Genomic DNA, 18,083 nt, shown 5'->3' on the forward strand with positions numbered 1-18,083 from the left:
GCACGCCGGGGGCGTGCTGATCAGCCTCGCGCGATCGCGCTGAGGTGCGCTGCGAAGTCGTCGGCGTGCCGGCTCCAGTCGAGGTGCTCGGCGGCGTAGGCGTGGCCCCGCTCGCCCATCGCGCGGGCGGCGTCGAGGTCGGCGTCGAGCCGGAGCACGGCCTCGGCGACGTCCGCGGGCTCGCTGCGACCCTCGACGAACGGCACCACCAGCCCGGCGTCGGCCTCCTCGACCAGGCGCACCGCCTCCGGCAGCGGGGTGGTGACGACGGGCAGCCCGTGGGCGAGGTACTCCGAGACCTTGCTCGGCCGCGAGACCCGGTAGTTCGGCTGGTCGTGCAGCAGGGAGAGCCCGGCGAGCGCGCCATCGAGCACGGCCATCGCCTGCTGGTAGGGCTGGAAGCCGAGCCACTCGACGCCGGGGGCGTCGGCCAGCGCCGCCTCGCACTCGGCGTCGGCCGGGCCGACGAGCTGCACCCGCACCCGGCCGTCGGTGCGCTCGTGGAGCAGGCGGCCGGCGGCGATCATCTCCAGGGCGCCGCGGGCCCGGGTCAGGTGGCCGACGTAGACCGCCCGCGGCTGCGCCGGCGGGGTCGTGGACGCCGGCACCCGCGTGGTGTTCGGGACGACGGGGTGCGGACGCCGGAAGCGCTGCTGGTAGGCGTCCTCGGCCAGCAGCAGGTGCACCTGACGCTCCGCGCGACGCTCGAGGGCGCGCACGCCGGCGGCGGCCGGACGGGCGAGCGCGGTGGGCAGCCAGGCCTTCATCCCGAGGGCGGCGGCGGTGTCCTCGTGGACGTCCCACACCACCGGCGGGAGCTCGAGCCGGGGCAGGGCCAGCAGCAGCTCGGGGTCGTGCAGGACGACGACGTCGTGCGCGGCGGCCTCGCGACGCAGCAGCGCCCGGGCGGCGCGCAGGGCGCGGAGCCGCCGGCGTCCGCGGGCGCGGGGCAGGTCGAGGGTGCGCAGCCCCGGCGTCGTCGCGGCCTCGAGGCCGTAGCCGGCGAAGGGCGCGGCGTAGGTGACCTCCCAGCCGCGCTCGAGGAGCGCGACGATCTGCCGCTGGCGGATCCGGGCGTCCTGCGGGTGGTGGACGACGGTGACGACGAGGGCGCGCAGGGCGCGGGCCGGGGGCGTCACACCTTCTGCTCGGCGACGACCTCGCCACCGGCGGGGGCGTCGGCGGAGGGGGCGGTCTCGGCGGCGGGGGTCGCGGGCTCCCCGCGCCGCTTGCGCGGGCGGGCCGTGGGCCGGCCGGTGCGCTCGGCGTACTCCTCGAGCACCTCGTCGGTGGGGCCGTCGGCGATGAGCCGGCCCTTGTCCATCCACAGCACGCGGTCGCACATGGCCCGCACCATCGACATCGAGTGGCTGACCAGCAGCATGGTGCCGGCGTGCTCGACGATGTCGTCGATGCGCTCCTGGCTGCGCTGCTTGAAGTCGGCGTCGCCGGTGGCCAGCGCCTCGTCGATCATCAGGATGTCGGGCTTGGAGGACGTCGAGATCGCGAACCGCAGCCGCGCGCCCATGCCGGAGGAGTAGGCGCGCATCGGCAGGTCGATGAACTCGCCGATGCCGGCGAGGTCGACGATGTCGTCGTAGCGCTCCTTGACCTGAGCCGGCGTGAGGCCGAGCGCGAGGCCGCCGAGCACGATGTTGCGCTCGCCGGAGAGGTCGCGCATCAGCGCGGCGTTGACGCCGAGCAGCGAGGCGGTGCCGTCGGCCCAGATGGCGCCCTGGGTGACGGGGAGGGCTCCGGCGATGCCGCGCAGCAGCGTCGACTTGCCCGAGCCGTTGTGGCCGATGATGCCGATGGCCTCGCCGTGGTGGGCCACGAACGAGACGCCCTGGACGGCCTTGACGACGTCGACGGCGCCGACGTGACGGCGCAGCCGCTGGTTCCACGACTGGCCCTTGAGGCGGCGGCCGCCGAAGGTCTTGTAGTGGATGTGGACGTCGTCGACGATCAGCGAGGGACTCTCAGCCACGGGCGTACTTCTCCTCCGCGCGCCAGAAGAAGATGAAGCCCACGACGAGCCCCACCACCGCCCAGCCGACGCCCCAGGCCCAGGCCGAGGCGGTGATCGGCGTCTCCTGGAGCAGGGAGGCGCGTCCGAGCTCGAGGTAGATGGCGATCGGCTGGTGCTGCAGGATCGTGGCGGCCGTGCCCTCCTTGACGTAGTGGTCGAGGGAGAAGAACACGCCCGAGGTGTACATGAGGGCGCGCAGCACGAACGGGACGAGGCGTCCGAAGTCGCGGAACTGCGAGACCAGCCGGGCCAGCACGAGCGCGATGCCCATGCCGAAGACGTACTGGAGCAGCACCGCCACCGGCAGCAGCGCCCAGGTCCAGCGCAGCGGCTCGCCCGAGGAGATCACCACGACGATGAGCACCGCGATCGCCGGCAGCAGGGTGAACAGCTCGGCGGTGACGGTGGCCAGGGGGAGCAGGGCGCGCGGGAACTGCAGCGAGCCGATGATCTCCTGGTTCATCGAGATCGACTTCGAGCCGTTGGAGATCGACGCCGTCGAGAAGTGGAAGAGGAAGACGCCGATGACCAGGAAGCCGGTGTAGTTGTCGATGCCGCGGTTGGTCTTCAGGACCACGCCGAAGACCAGCAGGTAGACGCACGCCCACAGCGAGGGCGTGATGACCGCCCAGAGCTGGCCGAGGTAGCCGCCGGACTGGTTGCGGGCGTAGGCGCGGGCGGACGCCAGCGACACCATGAAGTGGCGTCGCTGCCAGGTCTGCAGGGCGTACTCGCGCAGGGTCGGACGCACGCCGACCCGGGTCAGGCCGTGCTCGACGGCGAGCGCCTCCAGGCTGCTGGTCTGCGGCGGGGTCACAGGCGGTGCGCCTCCTCGCCGACGGTGGCGCCGCGGGTGTCGAAGAACAGCTGCGACTTCGCGGCCAGGGCGCTGGGGTCGTACGCGGTGTGCTTCTGCACGAGGATGACGAGGTCGGCCTCGGCGAGCGCTGCGTCGAGGTCCTCGGCGCGGGTGACGTCGACGCCCGGACGCCAGTCGAGCACGTGCGGGTCGTGGTACACGAGCTCGGCGCCGAGCTGGTCGAGCTGGCGGGCCAGCGGCACGGCGGGCGACTCGCGCTGGTCGGCGATGTCGGGCTTGTAGGTGACGCCGAGCAGCAGCAGCTTCGAGCCACGGATGGCCTTGCTGTGGTCGTTGAGGAGGTTCTGGGCCCGGTGCGCGGTGTAGGCCGGCATCGTGGCGTTGATCTCCTCGGCGAGCTCGACGAAGCGGAACGGGTAGCCGAGCTTCGCGCGCACGTTGTGGGAGAGGTAGTTGGGGTCGATCGGGATGCAGTGACCGCCGACGCCGGGGCCGGGGTAGAAGGCCTGGAAGCCGAACGGCTTGGTGGAGGCGCAGCGGATGACGTCCCACAGGTCGATGCCGAGCTCGTGGCAGAAGCGGGCCATCTCGTTGACCAGCGCGATGTTGATGTGCCGGTAGGTGTTCTCCAGCAGCTTCGCGGTCTCGGCCTCCTTGGCGCCCACCGCCTCGACGATGGTGTCGACGAAGCGGCCGTAGAAGGCGCCGGCGCGCTTCGTGGCCTCGGCGTCGAGCCCGCCGACGACCTTCGGGGTGTTCTTCAGGCCCCAGGTGGGGTTGCCGGGGTCGATGCGCTCGGGGGAGAAGGCCAGCGAGAAGTCGACGCCGGCGGTGAGCCCGCTGGGCTCCTCGAGCATCGGCTTGACGACCTCCTCGGTGGTGCCGGGGTAGGTGGTGGACTCCAGGACGACCAGCTGGCCGCGCTGCAGGTGCGAGGCGATCGCGCGGACGGCCGACTTGACCGCCCCGAGGTCGGGGCCGCCGCCGTCGCCGAGCGGGGTGGGCACGCAGATGACGACGGTCTCGGCGCCGGCGATGACCGCGGAGTCGGTGGTGGCGCGGAACCCGGCCTCGACCATGGCGGCGATGTCGGCGTCGCTGAGGTCGTCGACGTGCGAGCGACCGCCGTTGAGGCCGTCGACGATCGCCGGCGTGACGTCGAGCCCGGCGACCCGCAGGCCGGCTCCGGTGGCCTCCTTGGCCAGGGGGAGTCCGACGTAGCCCAGGCCGATGACGACGAGGTCGTGGGACCAGGTCTGGTCGGCGGTGGCGGTGGTTGCGGTCACAGGGTCTCTCCTTGGATCGACGCGTAGAGGGTGCGGTAGGTCTCGGTGGCGGCCGCCCAGGTGCGGGTCTGCGCCACCCACGTGCGGGCGGCCGTGCCGAGGCGGGCCCGGAGGTCCGGATCGGCGAGGTCGTGGAGCGCGGCGGCCAGGGCCGCCGGGTCGTCGGGACGCACGAGGACGCCCCGATCCTCCCCCAGCATCTCGCGGAGTGGCGCCAGGTCCGAACCGACGACCGGCAGACCCATGGCCATCGCCTCGACGGGCTTGAGCGGGGGGACGAGGCGGGTGACGGAGAGATCGCGCCGCGGGAGGCAGAAGACGTCGAGGTCGCGGTAGGCCGCCATCAGCTCGGGACGACGCAGCCGGCCGGTGAAGGTGGCGGCCTCGCCGAGGCCCCGGGAGGAGGCCAGCTCGCGCAGGGCGGCGAGGGCCGGGCCGTCGCCGGCGACGAGCAGCCGGACGTCCTGGCCGCGCTCGCGCAGCAGGGCGACGGCCTCGACGAGCACGTCGACGCCCTCGTAGGCGTTGAGGGTGCCGCCGATGCCGACGGTGAGCGGCGCACCGGCCTCGCGGCGGGGGACGGGCTCGGCGGCCAGCCAGTCGGCGTCTACGCAGTTGGGGACGACGTGGACCCGCTCGGGCGCCACGCCCCGCTCGATGACGGCCTCGCGCAGCGACGCGCTGAGGGTGACGACGGCGTCGGCGCCGCGCATGACGCGACCCTCGGCCTCGCGGGTCAGGCGGTAGAAGTCGCTGGTGGCGGCCTCGGGACGGCTGGTGCGGCTGAGCCAGGTCTCCTCGAGCAGCCCGCGGACCTCGTAGACCAGGGGGATGCCGTGGCGGGCGCGCAGCGCGAGGCCGACCTGCCCGTTGACGTGGTTGGAGTGGGCGTGGAGCACGCCCGGACGCACCCGCTCGACCAGCCGCGAGGAGCGCTCGACGTCGGCGCGGAAGGCCTCGTCGGCGCGCAGCGGCAGGTGCAGCGGCAGGAGCCGGTGGTGGGGGACGCCGCCGACCTCGGTGCGCACGGCGGCGCCGAGGCGGCCCTTGTTCACGGGGAAGCCGAGCCGGCTGACGACGTGGACGTCGAGCCCGGCGGCGCGCTGCGCCTCGGTGATGCCGCGGGTGCGCACGGTGTAGCCGGCGACGGTCTCGGGCTGGGCGTTGGTGACCAGGTGCAGCACGCGGTCGGCGTCGCGGCCGGCCTCGCGGGCCGGGGCGATGCGACGGGCCGCCGGGGCGGGCTGCAGCAGCAGCGCCAGCTCGCCGTCGACCAGGCGCGCGAGGAGGCGTCCGGCGGGTCCGGCGGCGTGCGCGAGGTCGCGGGCGTGGCGAAGGTCACCGTCGCGGTAGGCGTCGAGGGCCCGGACGTAGGCCGGGCTGGACTGCCAGGGCCGCGGGAGCCCGGCCACGTGCGCGGTGCCGCGCAGCAGGTGACGGGCGGTGACGGTGGCGGCCGCAGGCGCGTCGCGCAGGCTGCGCGCGGTGCTGCGTGCGCCCATGACGCCCTCCTGTTCGGCCTGTCGACGCGGTGGTGCGGAGGCGGCGCACGCCGGAGTGGCCGCGGTCGTTCGATTCCGACCCCGACCGCTCACTGTAGTAACTTTTCGAGGTCAAGTCTCACCGACAGGACGGGCGTGGTGCCCGCGGAGGTCGCATGTCGCTCGTCATCCACATCACCGGTGCGCGCCCGAACTTCCCGAAGGCGGCCCCGGTCATCGACGCCGTGGCCAGTCTCGGCGGAGATCGGGTGCAGCAGCGGCTGGTCCACACCGGTCAGCACTACGACGAGCGCATGTCGGAGGTGTTCTTCCGCCAGCTCGGCCTGCCCGAGCCGGACGTGAACCTCGGCGTCGGCTCCGGCTCCCACGCCTCCCAGACCGCCGCGGTCATGGTGGGCCTCGAGGAGCTCTTCCTCGCCGAGCGCCCCGACGTCGTCGTGGTCTACGGCGACGTCAACTCCACCGTCGCGGCCGCGCTCGTGGCCGCGAAGCTGCAGATCCCCCTCGCCCACGTCGAGGCCGGCCTGCGCAGCTTCGACGCGACGATGCCCGAGGAGGTCAACCGGCTGGTCACCGACCGCCTCTCCGACGTCCTCTTCGCCACCAGCGCCGACGCCGTCGCGCACCTCGGCAACGAGGGCACCGACCCCGACCGCATCCACCTGGTCGGCAACCCGATGATCGACACCCTGCTGGCCCACCTCGACGCCTTCGACGTCGAGGCCGCCCGGGCGCGTCACGAGCTCACCGGCCGCTACGCCGTGGCCACGCTGCACCGCCCGGCCAACGTCGACGCCGGCGCCGACGCCGCCGCGCTCGTGCAGACCCTGCACGCCGCCGCCGACCAGGTGCCGATCGTCGTCCCGCTGCACCCGCGCGGCCGCGCCGCGCTGGAGGACGCCGGCCTGCTGAAGCACCCGGGCATCAGCCTGTGCGAGCCGCTCGGCTACGTCGAGTTCCTCGGCCTGGTGCGCGGCGCCGACGTCGTCATCACCGACTCCGGCGGCGTCCAGGAGGAGACCACCGTCCTCGGCGTCCCCTGCCTGACCCTGCGCCCCAACACCGAGCGCCCGGTCACGATCACCCACGGCACCAACCGCCTGGTCACCCGCGAGAGCCTGGCCGCCGAGGTCGGCGTCGCGCTGGCCACCGACCGCTCCAGCCACAAGGTCCCGCCGCTGTGGGACGGCCACGCCGGCCCGCGCATCGCCGAGGTGCTGGTCGAGGCCTACGCATGATCCTGCGCCGCCGCCCGCGGCTCGGCAGGAACGTCGTGCCGCCGGCGGTGCCGTCGCGTCCCGATCTCACGGTCGCGGTGCTGCTGGACCCCTTCTCCGAGCTCGCGTTCGGCTACGAGTGGGACCAGGTCACCTTCGGGCCCGACGACTGGCGCGCCACCCTGGAGGCCCGTCGTCCGCAGCTGCTCTTCGTCGAGTCGGCGTGGAACGGCAACGACGGCCGCTGGCGGCTGCACATGACCCGCGACGACCGCCCCAGCCCCGAGCTGCGGGCGCTGGTGACGTGGTGCCGTGAGCAGGGCGTCCCCACGGTCTTCTGGAACAAGGAGGACCCGCCCAACTACGACAAGTTCATCGAGACCGCGCGGCTCTTCGACCACGTCTTCACCGTCGACGCCGACCGCATCCCGGTCTACCAGCGCGACCTCGGCCACGACCGCATCGCGCTGCTGCCCTTCGCGGCCCAGCCGCGGCTGCACCGCCCGGTGCGCTGGATGCCCGGCCGCCCCTACGAGGTGGCCTTCGCCGGCACCTGGTTCGCCGAGAAGCACCCCGAGCGGCGCGCGCAGATGGAGTACGTCCTCGGCCCGGCGGTCGAGCACGACCTCCACATCTGGTCGCGCATGCAGCGCGGCGACAAGCGCTACCGCTTCCCCAAGCCGTACCGCTCCCACGTCGTCGGCTCCCTGCCGTACGCGAAGATGATCGGCGCCTACACCGCCTACAAGGTCTTCCTCAACGTCAACTCCGTCACCGGCAGCCGCACGATGTGCTCGCGCCGGCTCTTCGAGCTCTCCGCCGCGCAGACCGCCATCGTCTCCGCGCCCGCCGCGAGCATCGAGCCGTTCTTCGGGGACACGATCACCGTCGTCGAGGACGCCGCCCAGACCGAGGAGGCGCTCACCCGCCTGCTCTCCGACGACGACGCCCGCGACCGCCAGGCCCTCCTGGCCCACCGCCGCGTCTTCGACGAGCACCTCTACTCCCACCGCGTCGACACCGTGCTCGCCACCGTCGGCCTGGCCACCGGCCCGCGCCCGGCGCAGCGCGTCAGCGCGGTCGTGCCCACGCGGCGTCCCGAGCAGCTCGACCACGTGCTCGAGACCATCGCCCGGCAGAGCCACCCCGACGTCGAGCTGGTGCTCGTCACGCACGGCTTCGCCCCCGACGAGGCCGAGCTGCGCCAGCGCGCCACCGCCGCCGGCGTCGCCCGCCTCGTGCTGGTGCCCACCGACGCCGACCTCACCCTCGGTCGCATCCTCAACCTCGGCACCGACGCCTCCACCGGCGAGCTCGTCGCGAAGATGGACGACGACAACTTCTACGGCACCCACTACCTCACCGACCTCGTGCGGGCCCTGGACTTCTCCGGCGCCGACGTCGTCGGCAAGTGGGCCCACCTGGTGAAGCTGGAGGGCACGGGCGAGACCCTGCTGCGCTTCGCCCACGCCGAGCACCGCTTCGTCAAGCAGGTGCAGGGCGGCACGCTGCTGACCCGCCGCGACGTCGCCGAGCGGATCCCCTACGACGACCTGCCGCGCGGCGTCGACACCGCGTTCCTCAACCGGGTCGCCGAGGCGGGCCTGACGGTCTACTCCGCCGACCGGTTCAACTTCGTCTCGATCCGCAGCCACGACCCCAGCACCCACACCTGGTCGATCAGCGACGACGAGATCCGCGCGCGCTCCTCCCAGGTCCTCGATGTCCCCGACCCCTATGCACTCGCGGAGGTCTGAGTGACCACGACCGCCACGCCCGCCGCCACGAGCCCGACGCCGCCGTCGGCGCCCGCGGCCCCGGCGACCAACGACCGGTTCCGGCCCGACATCCAGGGCATGCGCGCGATCGCCTGCCTGCTCGTGCTGCTCTACCACGCCGGCGTCTCGTTCCTGCCCGGCGGCTTCGTCGGCGTCGACGTCTTCTTCGTCATCTCCGGCTTCGTCATCACCGGTCAGCTGATGAAGGAGGGCGACCGCACCGGCACCGTCTCGCTGCTGGGCTTCTACGCCCGTCGCGCCAAGCGCCTGCTGCCGGCGGCCGGCCTGGTGCTCGTCAGCAGCGCCGTCCTCGTCTGGGCGCTGGTGCCCAAGATCCGCTGGGAGACCACCGGCGGCGACATCGTCGCCTCGTCGCTGTACTTCGTGAACTGGCACCTCGCCGCCCGTCAGGTGAACTACCTGGCCGAGGACGAGCCGCCGTCGGTCGTGCAGCACTTCTGGTCGCTGTCGGTGGAGGAGCAGTTCTACTTCATCTGGCCGATCCTCTTCATCGTCGCGCTCTTCGCCGCCAAGCGGCTGGGCCTGCAGAAGCACCTGGCGATGGGACTGGGCCTGGCCGTCATCGGCGTGCCGTCGCTGGCCTACGCCGCCTACCTGGCCAAGACCGACCCCTCGGCGTCGTACTTCAACACCGGCACCCGCATCTGGGAGTTCGCCGGCGGTGCGTTCATCGCGATCGCCGCCGCCTGGCTCGAGCGGCTCCCGCAGCGGCTCGCCGCGATCGCGGGCTGGGTCGGCATCGCGATGATCGCCTACAGCGGTCTGCAGTTCAGCGAGACGTCCGTGTGGCCGAGCTGGGGCACCCTGGTCGTCGTCGCGGGCACCGCCCTCGTGCTGGCCGTCGGGCCGGCGGCCGGCCCCTACGGCCCCGTGCTGGTGCTCCGCAACGGCTTCATGCAGCTGGTCGGCAACATGAGCTACTCGCTCTACCTGTGGCACTGGCCGCTGCTGGTCGTGGCCCGCGAGCGCTACGGCGACGACAAGATCACCACCGCCTACGGCCTGCTGATCCTGCTGCTGTGCGCCGTGCCGGCCTACCTGTCCTACCGGTTCGTGGAGAACCCGATCCGCCACTCGGCGATCGTCTCGCGCAGCAAGCGCGTGGCCTTCAGCCTCGGCGTGAACTTCACCCTCGTCGGCGTCGTCGCCGGCCTGCTGCTCTCTGCCGGCGTCGCGTCCTCCTCGGCGGCCCGCAACGTCGCCGACACCCCCGGCGCGGCCGCCCTCGGCGACCCGCCCTCGGCCACGGTGCCGGCCACCCAGAAGCCGGGCGCGGAGAACTACCAGGCGATCTTCCCCGACCCGCTCCAGGCCACCAAGGACCTCCCGGACCTCTACGACTCCGGCTGCCAGCTCTCGGCGACCCAGGACGACCCGAAGGTCTGCGCCTACGGCCCCAAGAACGCCACGACCACCATCGCGGTCGTGGGCGACTCCAAGGCCGCCCAGTGGGTGCCGGCCTTCCAGCAGCTGGCCTCCAAGCACAGCTGGCGCGTCGTGACCCTCACCAAGTCGGCCTGCGCGTTCGCCACCATCACCACCACGAACGCCGGCAAGCCCTACACCAGCTGCCGCACCTGGACCGACAAGGTGCTCACCGAGCTCACCGAGAAGATCAAGCCCGACTACCTCGTCACGGTGAGTCAGAAGAGCTCCGGCATCGTCGGCACCACCGACGGCGGCGACCCGCAGACGAGCAAGCCCGCCATGGTCGACGCCCTCGTCGACACCTGGGGCCGGGTCGAGAAGGCCGGCACCAAGGTGATCTCGCTGGCCGACAGCCTCCAGACCGAGGGCAAGGACGTCTACGCCTGCGTCTCCGAGCACCAGGACGACTACTTCACCGCCTGCACCTTCGACCGCGCCAAGGGCATCGACGCCAGCGGCCTGAACACCCAGAAGCAGGCCGCCGCGAAGGCCGACGTGCCGTTCATCGACATGGACCCCTTCATCTGCCCCACCGCCTACGACGGCACCTGCCCGCCCGTCATCGGGAACGTGATGATCTACCGCCAGGGATCCCACATCACCAAGACCTACATCGAGACGATGGCCCAGCCGCTCTACGAGCGCCTCCGCAAGGCCGGGATCCCCGGATGAGCGGCGGTCAGCAGCAGAGCCAGCAGGGCCTCCAGCAGGGCCTCCAGGCCGTGCGTCAGCGGCTGCGCCGCCTGCGGCACGCCGAGGGCGAGGAGCAGCCGGACTGGGCCCGGCCCGCGAGCCTGGTGCAGCGGCGTCCAAATCTCGCGGTCGCGATGGCCACCTCCGCACGCCTCCACGACGGCTTCGCCGACCAGTGGCGTGCCCGGATCCTGACGCCGGAGGCGCCCAGCGCCGCCGGCGCCGACCTCCTCCTCGTCGAGCTCGCCGACCAGCAGGTGCCGGGCTTCGGGGACGCCGAGCAGCCGGTCGTCGTCGACCTCCTGCAGGGCGCCCGCGCGGCCGAGGTGCCGGTGGTCGTCTGGATCACCGGCGGTCGTCCGCCGACCAGCCAGGGCGGCGTCGCCGCCATGACCCGCCTGCTCGCCCTCGCCGACCACGTCCTGGTCGCCGACGAGGCCGAGCCGTGGGGTGCGCTCGCCGACGTCGAGGTGCTCGAGCCCGCCGCACCGGCGCAGCGCTCGCAGCGGGTCGCCGAGGTGCGCGACGGCTCCCTGCGCCGGGCGCTCGTCGTCTCGCCCGGCCCCGCCGATCCGGTCTCGGCCGGCCCCGTCGCGGTCATGCTCGGCCCGGGTCTGCGTCCGATCGCCGCCCAGGTCGACGCGTTCGTGCTCGACCCCGCCATCCCGGCCCGCGGACTGCTGCCCGTCCCGTTCTCCGAGGACGCGACGGTGGCCGACGCCGGCACCCTCGCCCAGGCCCTCGACGACGCCGCCGTCTACGTCGACGTCGCGCGCCGCACCGCGGGCGACACCTGGCTGCCGCTGGAGGCCGCGGCCGCCGGCACCCCCGTGGTGTCGGTCGCCGGGTACCCCCAGCCCGCCGGCCTCGAGCCCGCCGCGCCCGGCGACGCCGCGGGCCTGCGCGGCGAGGTCGTCGCCCGGCTGCACCAGCCCGAGCTCGGCGACCGCGAGGCCCTCCGGGCCCGCCGCGCCGTGCTGGCCCAGCACACCTACGGCCACCGCGCCCGCACGATCCTCGGACTCGTGGGCCGGACCGAGCCGGAGCCGGCCGTGCCGAGCATCTCCGCGGTCGTGCCCACCAACCGCGAGCACGAGCTCGACAACGTGCTGGCCAACATCGGCCGCCAGTCCCACCCGTCGGTGGAGCTGGTGCTGGTGCTGCACGGCATCGGCGTCGACGAGGCCGCCCTGCGCGCCAGGGCCGCCGAGGCCGGCGTCCGCGAGCTGCAGATCGTCCCGGCCGCCAGCCACCTCACCCTCGGCGCCTGCATGAACCTCGGCGTCGACGCCGCGGGCGGCGACCTCGTGGCCAAGATGGACGACGACAACCACTACGGCACCCACTACCTGAGCGACCTCGCCGCCGCGATGCGCGCCCAGGGCGCCGGCATCGCCGGCAAGTGGGCCCACCACGTGTGGCTGCGCTCCAGCGGCGCGGTCGTCGTGCGCTACCCCGACTTCGAGAACCGCTGGGTGCGCCGCATCCAGGGCGGGTCGATGCTCTTCGAGGGCGACGTCGTGCGCAGCGTCCGCTTCGGCGACCTGCCCCGCGCCGTCGACTCCGACATCCTCGACCGCTCGATGGCCGAGGGCGTGTCCATCTGGTCCGCCGACCGGTACAACTTCGTCAGCGTGCGCGGCGAGGACCGCTCCGCACACACCTGGACCGTCGAGGACGCCACCTTCCTCACCGCCGCCGGGCGGCTGGCGTTCTACGGCGATCCGCGACCCCACGTGGAGGTCTGAGCGATGTCCATCCGCAGCCGCGCCAAGCAGGCGGCCCGCCGTCAGGTGGCCGCCGCCTCCGCCCGGATCCCCTCCGACCGCGGCCCCGAGCGCGTCCAGCACCTCGTCGAGCGGGCGCAGGTCGCCGAGGCCCGGCGCCGCCTGGTCGGCGAGAAGAGCCCGAAGGCGGCGCTCGCGCTGCTCGCGCCCCTCCTCGAGCGCCCGCAGGTGCTGCCGCGCGCGTGGGTGGTGGCCGCCGAGATCCAGGAGCGCCTCGGCAACCGCAGCGAGGCGCTGGCCCTGGCGCGTCGTGCCGTCGAGGCCGCGCCGGCCTTCGACGCCCGCCTGGTGCACTACCGCCTCGCGGCCGCCGCCGGCGACCCCGCCGAGGTGGAGCAGTCCCGCACCGACCTCTTCGACACCCGCCCGCGCAACAAGCGCGAGATCCAGGAGACGATCGTCGTCCTGCGCACCGCCCGCGCCGAGGATGTCGCGCGGTTCCGCGCGAACCTCGCCGGCTGGGGCGTCGAGGGCTACGACGGCGACCTCGACGCCGCCCTGGCCGAGCAGCAGCTCGCCGAGGTCGACGAGGCCGGGCTCGACGCGCTCGTCGCCGAGGTGAGCGAGCGTCTGGAGCGGCCGCTGCCGACGATCGCCCGTGCGCTCGACCGACGCCGCGAGTGGGCCCGCCTGGCCGACTTCGCCGACGGCCGGGTCGCCAACGCGATCGCGATCCCCGCCCGTCGCGCCCCCGCCCTGGAGCTGCGGCGCGCCGCGGCCCGCGCGCTCACCGCCGGCTACACCGAGCCCGCGCAGCGCCTCGCCGGCCACGCCCTGGCTCGCCACCCCGACGACCGCTTCGCCGCGGCCACCTGGGCCAACGCCAGCGACCAGCTCGAGGTCGTCCGTCGCGGCTGGCAGGCCCCGACCCCCGCCGCGCGCCCGGCCTACGAGCCGCGCGAGCGCGCCGTCCTCGCGACGCTGGCCCAGTCGCTCCCGCACCAGTCCGGCGGCTACGCCACCCGCACCCACGGCCTGCTCACCGGCCTGGCCGCCCACGGCTTCGACGTCGAGGGCGTCACCCGTCTCGGGTTCCCCTACGACCGCTGGAGCACCGGCGACTCCCGCCGGGTCGAGCCCTACGACGACGTCGACGGCATCCGCTACCACCGGGTGCTCGAGGTCCACCAGCCCGGCCCGTTCAAGCAGTACCCCCTCACCGGCTACGTCGACTCCTACGCCAACGCGATCGTCGCCCACGCCCGCCGGCACCGTCCCGCGGTGCTGCAGGCGTCGAGCTTCTACGTCAACGGCCTCGCGACCCGCCAGGCCGCGGCCCGCCTCGGCGTCCCCTACGTCTACGAGATGCGCGGTCTCGAGGACCTCATGAAGATCTCGCGCGACCCGGCGTTCGGCTCCAGCGACCGCCAGCGCTTCCTCGACGAGGTCGAGCTGGCCTCGTGCCTGGGCGCGGCGAAGGTCTTCGTCATCACCGAGGCGCTGCGCAAGGAGATGGCCGCCCGCGGCGTGCCGGAGGAGAACCTCGTCGTCCTGCCCAACGGCGTGCACACCCACCGCTTCGAGCCGCGCCCGAAGGACCTCGAGCTGCAGGCCGAGCTCGGCCTGCAGGGCAAGACCGTCATCGGCTACGCCGGCGGCATGGTCGACTACGAGGGCCTCGACCTCCTGCTGGAGGCCATCGCGCTGCTGCGCACGACCCGCACCGGCCCCGACGGTCCCGACTTCCACCTCGTGGTGGTCGGCGACGGACCCTTCCAGTCCGTCGTCCACGCCACCGCTGAGCGGCTCGACCTCGGCGACCTCGTCACCTTCACCGGCCGCGTGCCGCACGAGGAGGTCAGCCGCTACCTCTCGCTCTTCGACGTCACCCCGTTCCCGCGCCGGCCCCTGCCGGTGTGCGAGCTGATCTCGCCGATCAAGCCCTTCGAGTCGATGGCGATGGGCCGCGCGGTCATCGTGTCGTCGGTCGCCGCGCTCACCGAGATCGTCCAGGACGGCGTCACCGGCCTGGTCTTCGAGAAGGGCTCGGCCACCGACCTCGCCCGGGTGATCGGCCTGCTCCTCGACGACCCGCAGCTGCGGGCGCGTCTGGGCGGCGAGGCGCGCGACTGGGTGCTGCGCGAGCGCGACTGGCACTCGCTGGTCGACATCCTCGCCACCGCCTACGACGAGATGGCGCGGGCCGGACGCCCGTGAGCCAGGAGCAGCAGCCGGCGGGGTCCGCCCCGCCGGTGTCGGTGATCATGCCGGTCCTCAACGAGGAGCGGTACCTCGCGCAGTCGGTGCAGCGCGTGCTCGACCAGGGCTACGAGGGCCCGATGGAGATCGTCCTGGCGATCGGCCCGAGCCGTGACCGCACCGCCGAGATCGCCGCGGGGATCGCCGCCGCCGACCCTCGCATCCGGGTGGTCGACAACCCCACCGGACGCACCCCCGCGGCGCTCAACGCCGCGATCGCGGCCACCAGCCACGACCTCGTCGTGCGCGTCGACGCCCACGGCCTGCTGCCCGAGCACTACGTCCGCGACGTCGTCGCCCTGCTGCAGAGCACCGGCGCGGCCAACGTCGGCGGCCTGATGCGGGTGGAGGGCGAGACCGACTTCGGCCACGCCGTCGCCGTCGCGATGTCCTCGCCCTACGGCATCGGCGGAGCCAAGTTCCACGTCGGCGGCGAGCCCGGCCCGGCCGACACCGTCTACCTCGGCGCCTTCCGCCGCGACGTGCTCGTCGAGCTCGGCGGCTTCGACGAGCAGTTCACCCGCGCCCAGGACTGGGAGCTGAACTACCGCATCCGCAAGGCCGGCCACACGATCTGGTTCTCGCCGTCGCTGGCCGTCACCTACCGGCCGCGTCGCGACCTCAAGGCGCTGGCCACCCAGTTCCACGGCTCGGGCCGGTGGCGGCGCCAGATCATCGCCGCCTACCCCGACACCGCGTCGTTCCGCTACCTCGCCGCCCCCGTCGTCACCCTCGCGATCGGCGTGGGCGTGCTGCTCGGCCTGGTCGGCCTCATCGGCGCGCTGGCCGGCGTCGGAGCGCTGGGCTGGCTGATGCTCGGCCTCGCCGTGCCGGTGGTCTACGCCCTCGGCGTCATCGCCGTCAGCCTCGGGGAGGGACGCGGGCTCGGCCTGCGCGCCCGCCTGTGGCTGCCGATCGTCATCGCGACGATGCACCTGGCCTGGGGCAGCGGGTTCCTGCGCTCGGTGCCGCGCGCGCAGCGCGGTCGGCCTGCGCCAGCAGCCTGAGCCCCGAGCCTCTCCGTACGGGGGACCGTCCCCGGCGCGCCGCGTGCCACGGTGGAGGCATGAGCGAGAGCACCCCTGTCGTCGCCGTCCTCGGCACCGGACTGATGGGCGCCGCGATGGCGCGCAGCCTGCGGCGCGAGGGCCTGCCCGTGCGCGTCTGGAACCGCACCGCCGCCACCGCGCAGCCGCTGGCCGAGGCCGGTGCGGAGGTCTGCGAGCGGGCCGAGGAGGCCGTCGCGGGCGCGGACGTCGTCGTCTCGATGCTGCACGACGGCGGGAGCGTCCGGGAGGTCATGGGCCGCGCGGCCCCCGCCGCCCCGCATCGGGCGCTGTGGCTGCAGTCCACGACCGTGGCGCCCGACGACCTGGCCGACCTCGCCGCCCTCGCCGCCGAGAACGACCTCGTGCTCTACGACGCCCCGGTGCTCGGCACCCGGGAGCCGGCCGAGAACGGTGCTCTGGTGGTGCTGGCCGCCGGGCCCGCCGAGGAGCGAGAGCGCCTCGCCCCGGTGCTCGACGCCGTCGGCGCACGCACCCAGTGGGTCGGCGAGGACGCCGCCGCCGGCGCGGCGACCCGGCTCAAGCTCGTCGCGAACAGCTGGGTGCTGGCGGTCAACAACGCCGCCGGCGAGACCGTCGCGCTGGCCCAGGCCCTGGGCGTGGACCCCGCCGACTTCCTGGCCGCCATCGAGGGCGGTCCGCTCGACCTGCCCTACCTGCGGGCCAAGAGCGCGCTGGTGCTCGAGGGGCGCACGGAGCAGGCGTCCTTCGCGGTCGACACCGCCGCCAAGGACGCCGGGCTGATCGTCGAGGCGGGCCGCTCCGGTGGCGCGCGGCTCGACGGCCTGGAGGCCGCCCGGGACCGTCTCGAGCGGGCGTCGAAGGCCGGGCTGGGCGCGCACGACATGGCCGCCGCCCATGCCGCGAGCCGGGAGTCCGACGACGCTCGCTGAGCGCGGCCGAGCCCGGTGAGCGGCGCTCGCCGCGGGGGTGGTCCGCACCGGGGCTCTTGCGCTCTGGCCGTTCTGGGGCACAATTAGAACAAGTTCTACTTGTCTCAGCCCGCCCGAGAGGTGACCACCGCATGAGCCGCACCGCTGCCGACGTCCTGGCGAAGCTCGACGAGCACGCCGAGGAGATCGCCGCACTCGGACCCGTCAACGAGGAGCTCGGGCGCCTCGACGACCGCGCCGCCAAGATCCTGCGCGACGCCGGCGTCATCAAGATGCTGCAGCCGGCCGCCCACGGCGGCTACGAGTCGCACCCCCGCGAGTGGGCCGAGGCCACCATGAAGGCGGCCTCGCTCGACGGCGCCACCGGCTGGATCTGCGGCATCGTCGGCGTCCACCCGTGGGAGATGGCCTTCATGGACCCCCGGGTGCAGGAGGAGGTCTGGGGGGCCGACCAGGAGGTGTGGGTCGGCTCGCCGTACGCGCCCATGGGCGTGCTCAAGCCCCTCGGCGACGGCACCTACGAGTTCTCCGGCCGCTGGCAGTTCTCCTCGGGCACCGACCACTGCGACTGGGTCTTCCTCGGCGCGCTGCTCGGCGATGAGAACGGCGTCCCGCTGCTCGACCCGCCGCAGCTGATCCACGTGCTGCTGCCGCGCAGCGACTACACGATCGTCGAGGACTCCTGGGACGTCGTGGGCCTCAAGGGCACCGGCAGCAAGGACGTCGTCGTCGACAAGGCGATCATCCCGGACTACCGCACGATCACCTACACCTCGCTCGTCGACGGCTCGGCCTGGCGCACGCGCGACCTCACCAACCCGACCTACCAGATGCCGTTCTCGGCGATCTTCCCGCTCGGCATCACCTCCGCGGTGATCGGCATGGCCGAGGGCGCGCTCGCGCACCACCTGGCCTACCAGCGCACCCGGGTGCAGATCACCGGGCGCAAGGTGAAGGACGACCCCTACGTCATGTACGCCGTCGCCGACGCCGCCGCCGAGATCCACGCCTCGCGCGTCACGCTGCTCGACGGCGTCAGCCAGATGTACGACGCCGTCGCCGCCGGCAAGGAGTTCGAGTTCGGCGAGCGCTCCCTCTCGCGCCGCAACCAGGTCTCCGCGGCCTGGCGCGCCGTCCGCGCGGTCGACGAGATCGTCGCCCGCTCCGGCGGCAACGGCATGCGGATGAGCCACCCGCTGCAGCGCTTCTGGCGCGACATCCACATGGGCCTCACCCACGCCATCCACGTGCCCGGGCTGGTCTACCACGCCTCGTCGCTGTCGATGATCGACGTCGAGGCGCCGGGCTACATGCGCCCGATGATCTGACGCTCCCGCTCCTCACAGCCACGCCCCTCCCACCC

Annotated in this window: 13 protein-coding genes; 8 read left to right on the top strand and 5 right to left on the bottom strand. The window is 73.6% G+C overall.

Going from position 1 to position 18,083, the window contains the following annotated elements; genetic code table 11:
* Positions 1-20: 20 nt before the first annotated feature.
* Genes ACZDWJ_RS01380 through ACZDWJ_RS01400 form a run of 5 tightly spaced genes read right to left on the bottom strand, consistent with a single transcriptional unit; the run spans position 21 to position 5,637 of the window.
* Entirely contained in the window at positions 21-1,139 is a 1,119-nt protein-coding gene (locus ACZDWJ_RS01380; RefSeq protein WP_463519113.1) for a glycosyltransferase, read from the bottom strand.
* A complete protein-coding gene (locus ACZDWJ_RS01385) occupies positions 1,136-1,987 on the bottom strand; it encodes an ABC transporter ATP-binding protein (protein WP_463519114.1) in 852 nt (283 codons plus the stop codon). The genes ACZDWJ_RS01380 and ACZDWJ_RS01385 overlap by 4 nt, the downstream gene beginning before the upstream one ends.
* The gene (locus ACZDWJ_RS01390) at positions 1,980-2,846 is read right to left on the bottom strand and encodes an ABC transporter permease (protein ID WP_463519115.1); all 867 of its coding nucleotides are present in this window, start codon (positions 2,844-2,846) and stop codon (positions 1,980-1,982) included. Before ACZDWJ_RS01390 ends, ACZDWJ_RS01385 begins: the two co-directional genes overlap by 8 nt.
* The gene (locus ACZDWJ_RS01395) at positions 2,843-4,135 is read right to left on the bottom strand and encodes a nucleotide sugar dehydrogenase (RefSeq protein ID WP_463519116.1); all 1,293 of its coding nucleotides are present in this window, start codon (positions 4,133-4,135) and stop codon (positions 2,843-2,845) included. The genes ACZDWJ_RS01390 and ACZDWJ_RS01395 overlap by 4 nt, the downstream gene beginning before the upstream one ends.
* Positions 4,132-5,637, bottom strand: coding sequence for a glycosyltransferase family 4 protein (locus tag ACZDWJ_RS01400; RefSeq protein ID WP_463519117.1), 1,506 nt, complete (start codon positions 5,635-5,637; stop codon positions 4,132-4,134). Before ACZDWJ_RS01400 ends, ACZDWJ_RS01395 begins: the two co-directional genes overlap by 4 nt.
* A 155-nt stretch (positions 5,638-5,792) precedes the next feature.
* On the opposite strand from ACZDWJ_RS01400, the gene wecB reads away from it, so the two are divergent.
* From wecB to ACZDWJ_RS01440, 8 genes are all read left to right on the top strand, one after another.
* Entirely contained in the window at positions 5,793-6,875 is a 1,083-nt protein-coding gene (gene wecB, locus ACZDWJ_RS01405) for a non-hydrolyzing UDP-N-acetylglucosamine 2-epimerase (RefSeq protein ID WP_463519118.1), read from the top strand.
* The gene (locus tag ACZDWJ_RS01410) at positions 6,872-8,611 is read left to right on the top strand and encodes a glycosyltransferase family protein (RefSeq protein WP_463519119.1); all 1,740 of its coding nucleotides are present in this window, start codon (positions 6,872-6,874) and stop codon (positions 8,609-8,611) included. Before wecB ends, ACZDWJ_RS01410 begins: the two co-directional genes overlap by 4 nt.
* Positions 8,612-10,753 carry an acyltransferase family protein gene (locus tag ACZDWJ_RS01415; protein ID WP_463519120.1) on the top strand — a complete coding sequence of 714 codons (2,142 nt, stop codon included), beginning with the start codon at positions 8,612-8,614 and terminating at the stop codon, positions 10,751-10,753.
* Positions 10,750-12,522, top strand: a complete 1,773-nt coding sequence (locus tag ACZDWJ_RS01420) for a glycosyltransferase (RefSeq protein WP_463519121.1) — start codon at positions 10,750-10,752, stop codon at positions 12,520-12,522. Before ACZDWJ_RS01415 ends, ACZDWJ_RS01420 begins: the two co-directional genes overlap by 4 nt.
* A gap of 3 nt (positions 12,523-12,525) precedes the next feature.
* A complete protein-coding gene (locus tag ACZDWJ_RS01425) occupies positions 12,526-14,718 on the top strand; it encodes a glycosyltransferase family 4 protein (protein ID WP_463519122.1) in 2,193 nt (730 codons plus the stop codon).
* Positions 14,715-15,767, top strand: coding sequence for a glycosyltransferase family 2 protein (locus tag ACZDWJ_RS01430; protein ID WP_463519123.1), 1,053 nt, complete (start codon positions 14,715-14,717; stop codon positions 15,765-15,767). The genes ACZDWJ_RS01425 and ACZDWJ_RS01430 overlap by 4 nt, the downstream gene beginning before the upstream one ends.
* Before the next feature lie 59 nt (positions 15,768-15,826).
* A complete protein-coding gene (locus ACZDWJ_RS01435) occupies positions 15,827-16,720 on the top strand; it encodes an NAD(P)-dependent oxidoreductase (protein WP_463519124.1) in 894 nt (297 codons plus the stop codon).
* Between the two features lie 131 nt (positions 16,721-16,851).
* A complete protein-coding gene (locus ACZDWJ_RS01440; protein ID WP_463519125.1) occupies positions 16,852-18,048 on the top strand; it encodes an acyl-CoA dehydrogenase family protein in 1,197 nt (398 codons plus the stop codon).
* Positions 18,049-18,083 lie beyond the last annotated feature (35 nt).

This window comes from Nocardioides sp. B129/18, from assembly GCF_055282735.1.

What these genes read in the sequence shown, in the direction of transcription:
- ACZDWJ_RS01410 (WP_463519119.1), top strand. Translation starts at nt 6,872, where the DNA reads ATGATCCTGCGCCGCCGCCCGCGGCTCGGCAGGAACGTCGTGCCGCCG.
- ACZDWJ_RS01420 (WP_463519121.1), top strand. Translation starts at nt 10,750, where the DNA reads ATGAGCGGCGGTCAGCAGCAGAGCCAGCAGGGCCTCCAGCAGGGCCTC.
- ACZDWJ_RS01425 (WP_463519122.1), top strand. Translation starts at nt 12,526, where the DNA reads ATGTCCATCCGCAGCCGCGCCAAGCAGGCGGCCCGCCGTCAGGTGGCC.
- wecB (WP_463519118.1), top strand. Translation starts at nt 5,793, where the DNA reads ATGTCGCTCGTCATCCACATCACCGGTGCGCGCCCGAACTTCCCGAAG.
- ACZDWJ_RS01440 (WP_463519125.1), top strand. Translation starts at nt 16,852, where the DNA reads ATGAGCCGCACCGCTGCCGACGTCCTGGCGAAGCTCGACGAGCACGCC.
- ACZDWJ_RS01435 (WP_463519124.1), top strand. Translation starts at nt 15,827, where the DNA reads ATGAGCGAGAGCACCCCTGTCGTCGCCGTCCTCGGCACCGGACTGATG.
- ACZDWJ_RS01400 (WP_463519117.1), bottom strand. Translation starts at nt 5,637, where the DNA reads ATGGGCGCACGCAGCACCGCGCGCAGCCTGCGCGACGCGCCTGCGGCC.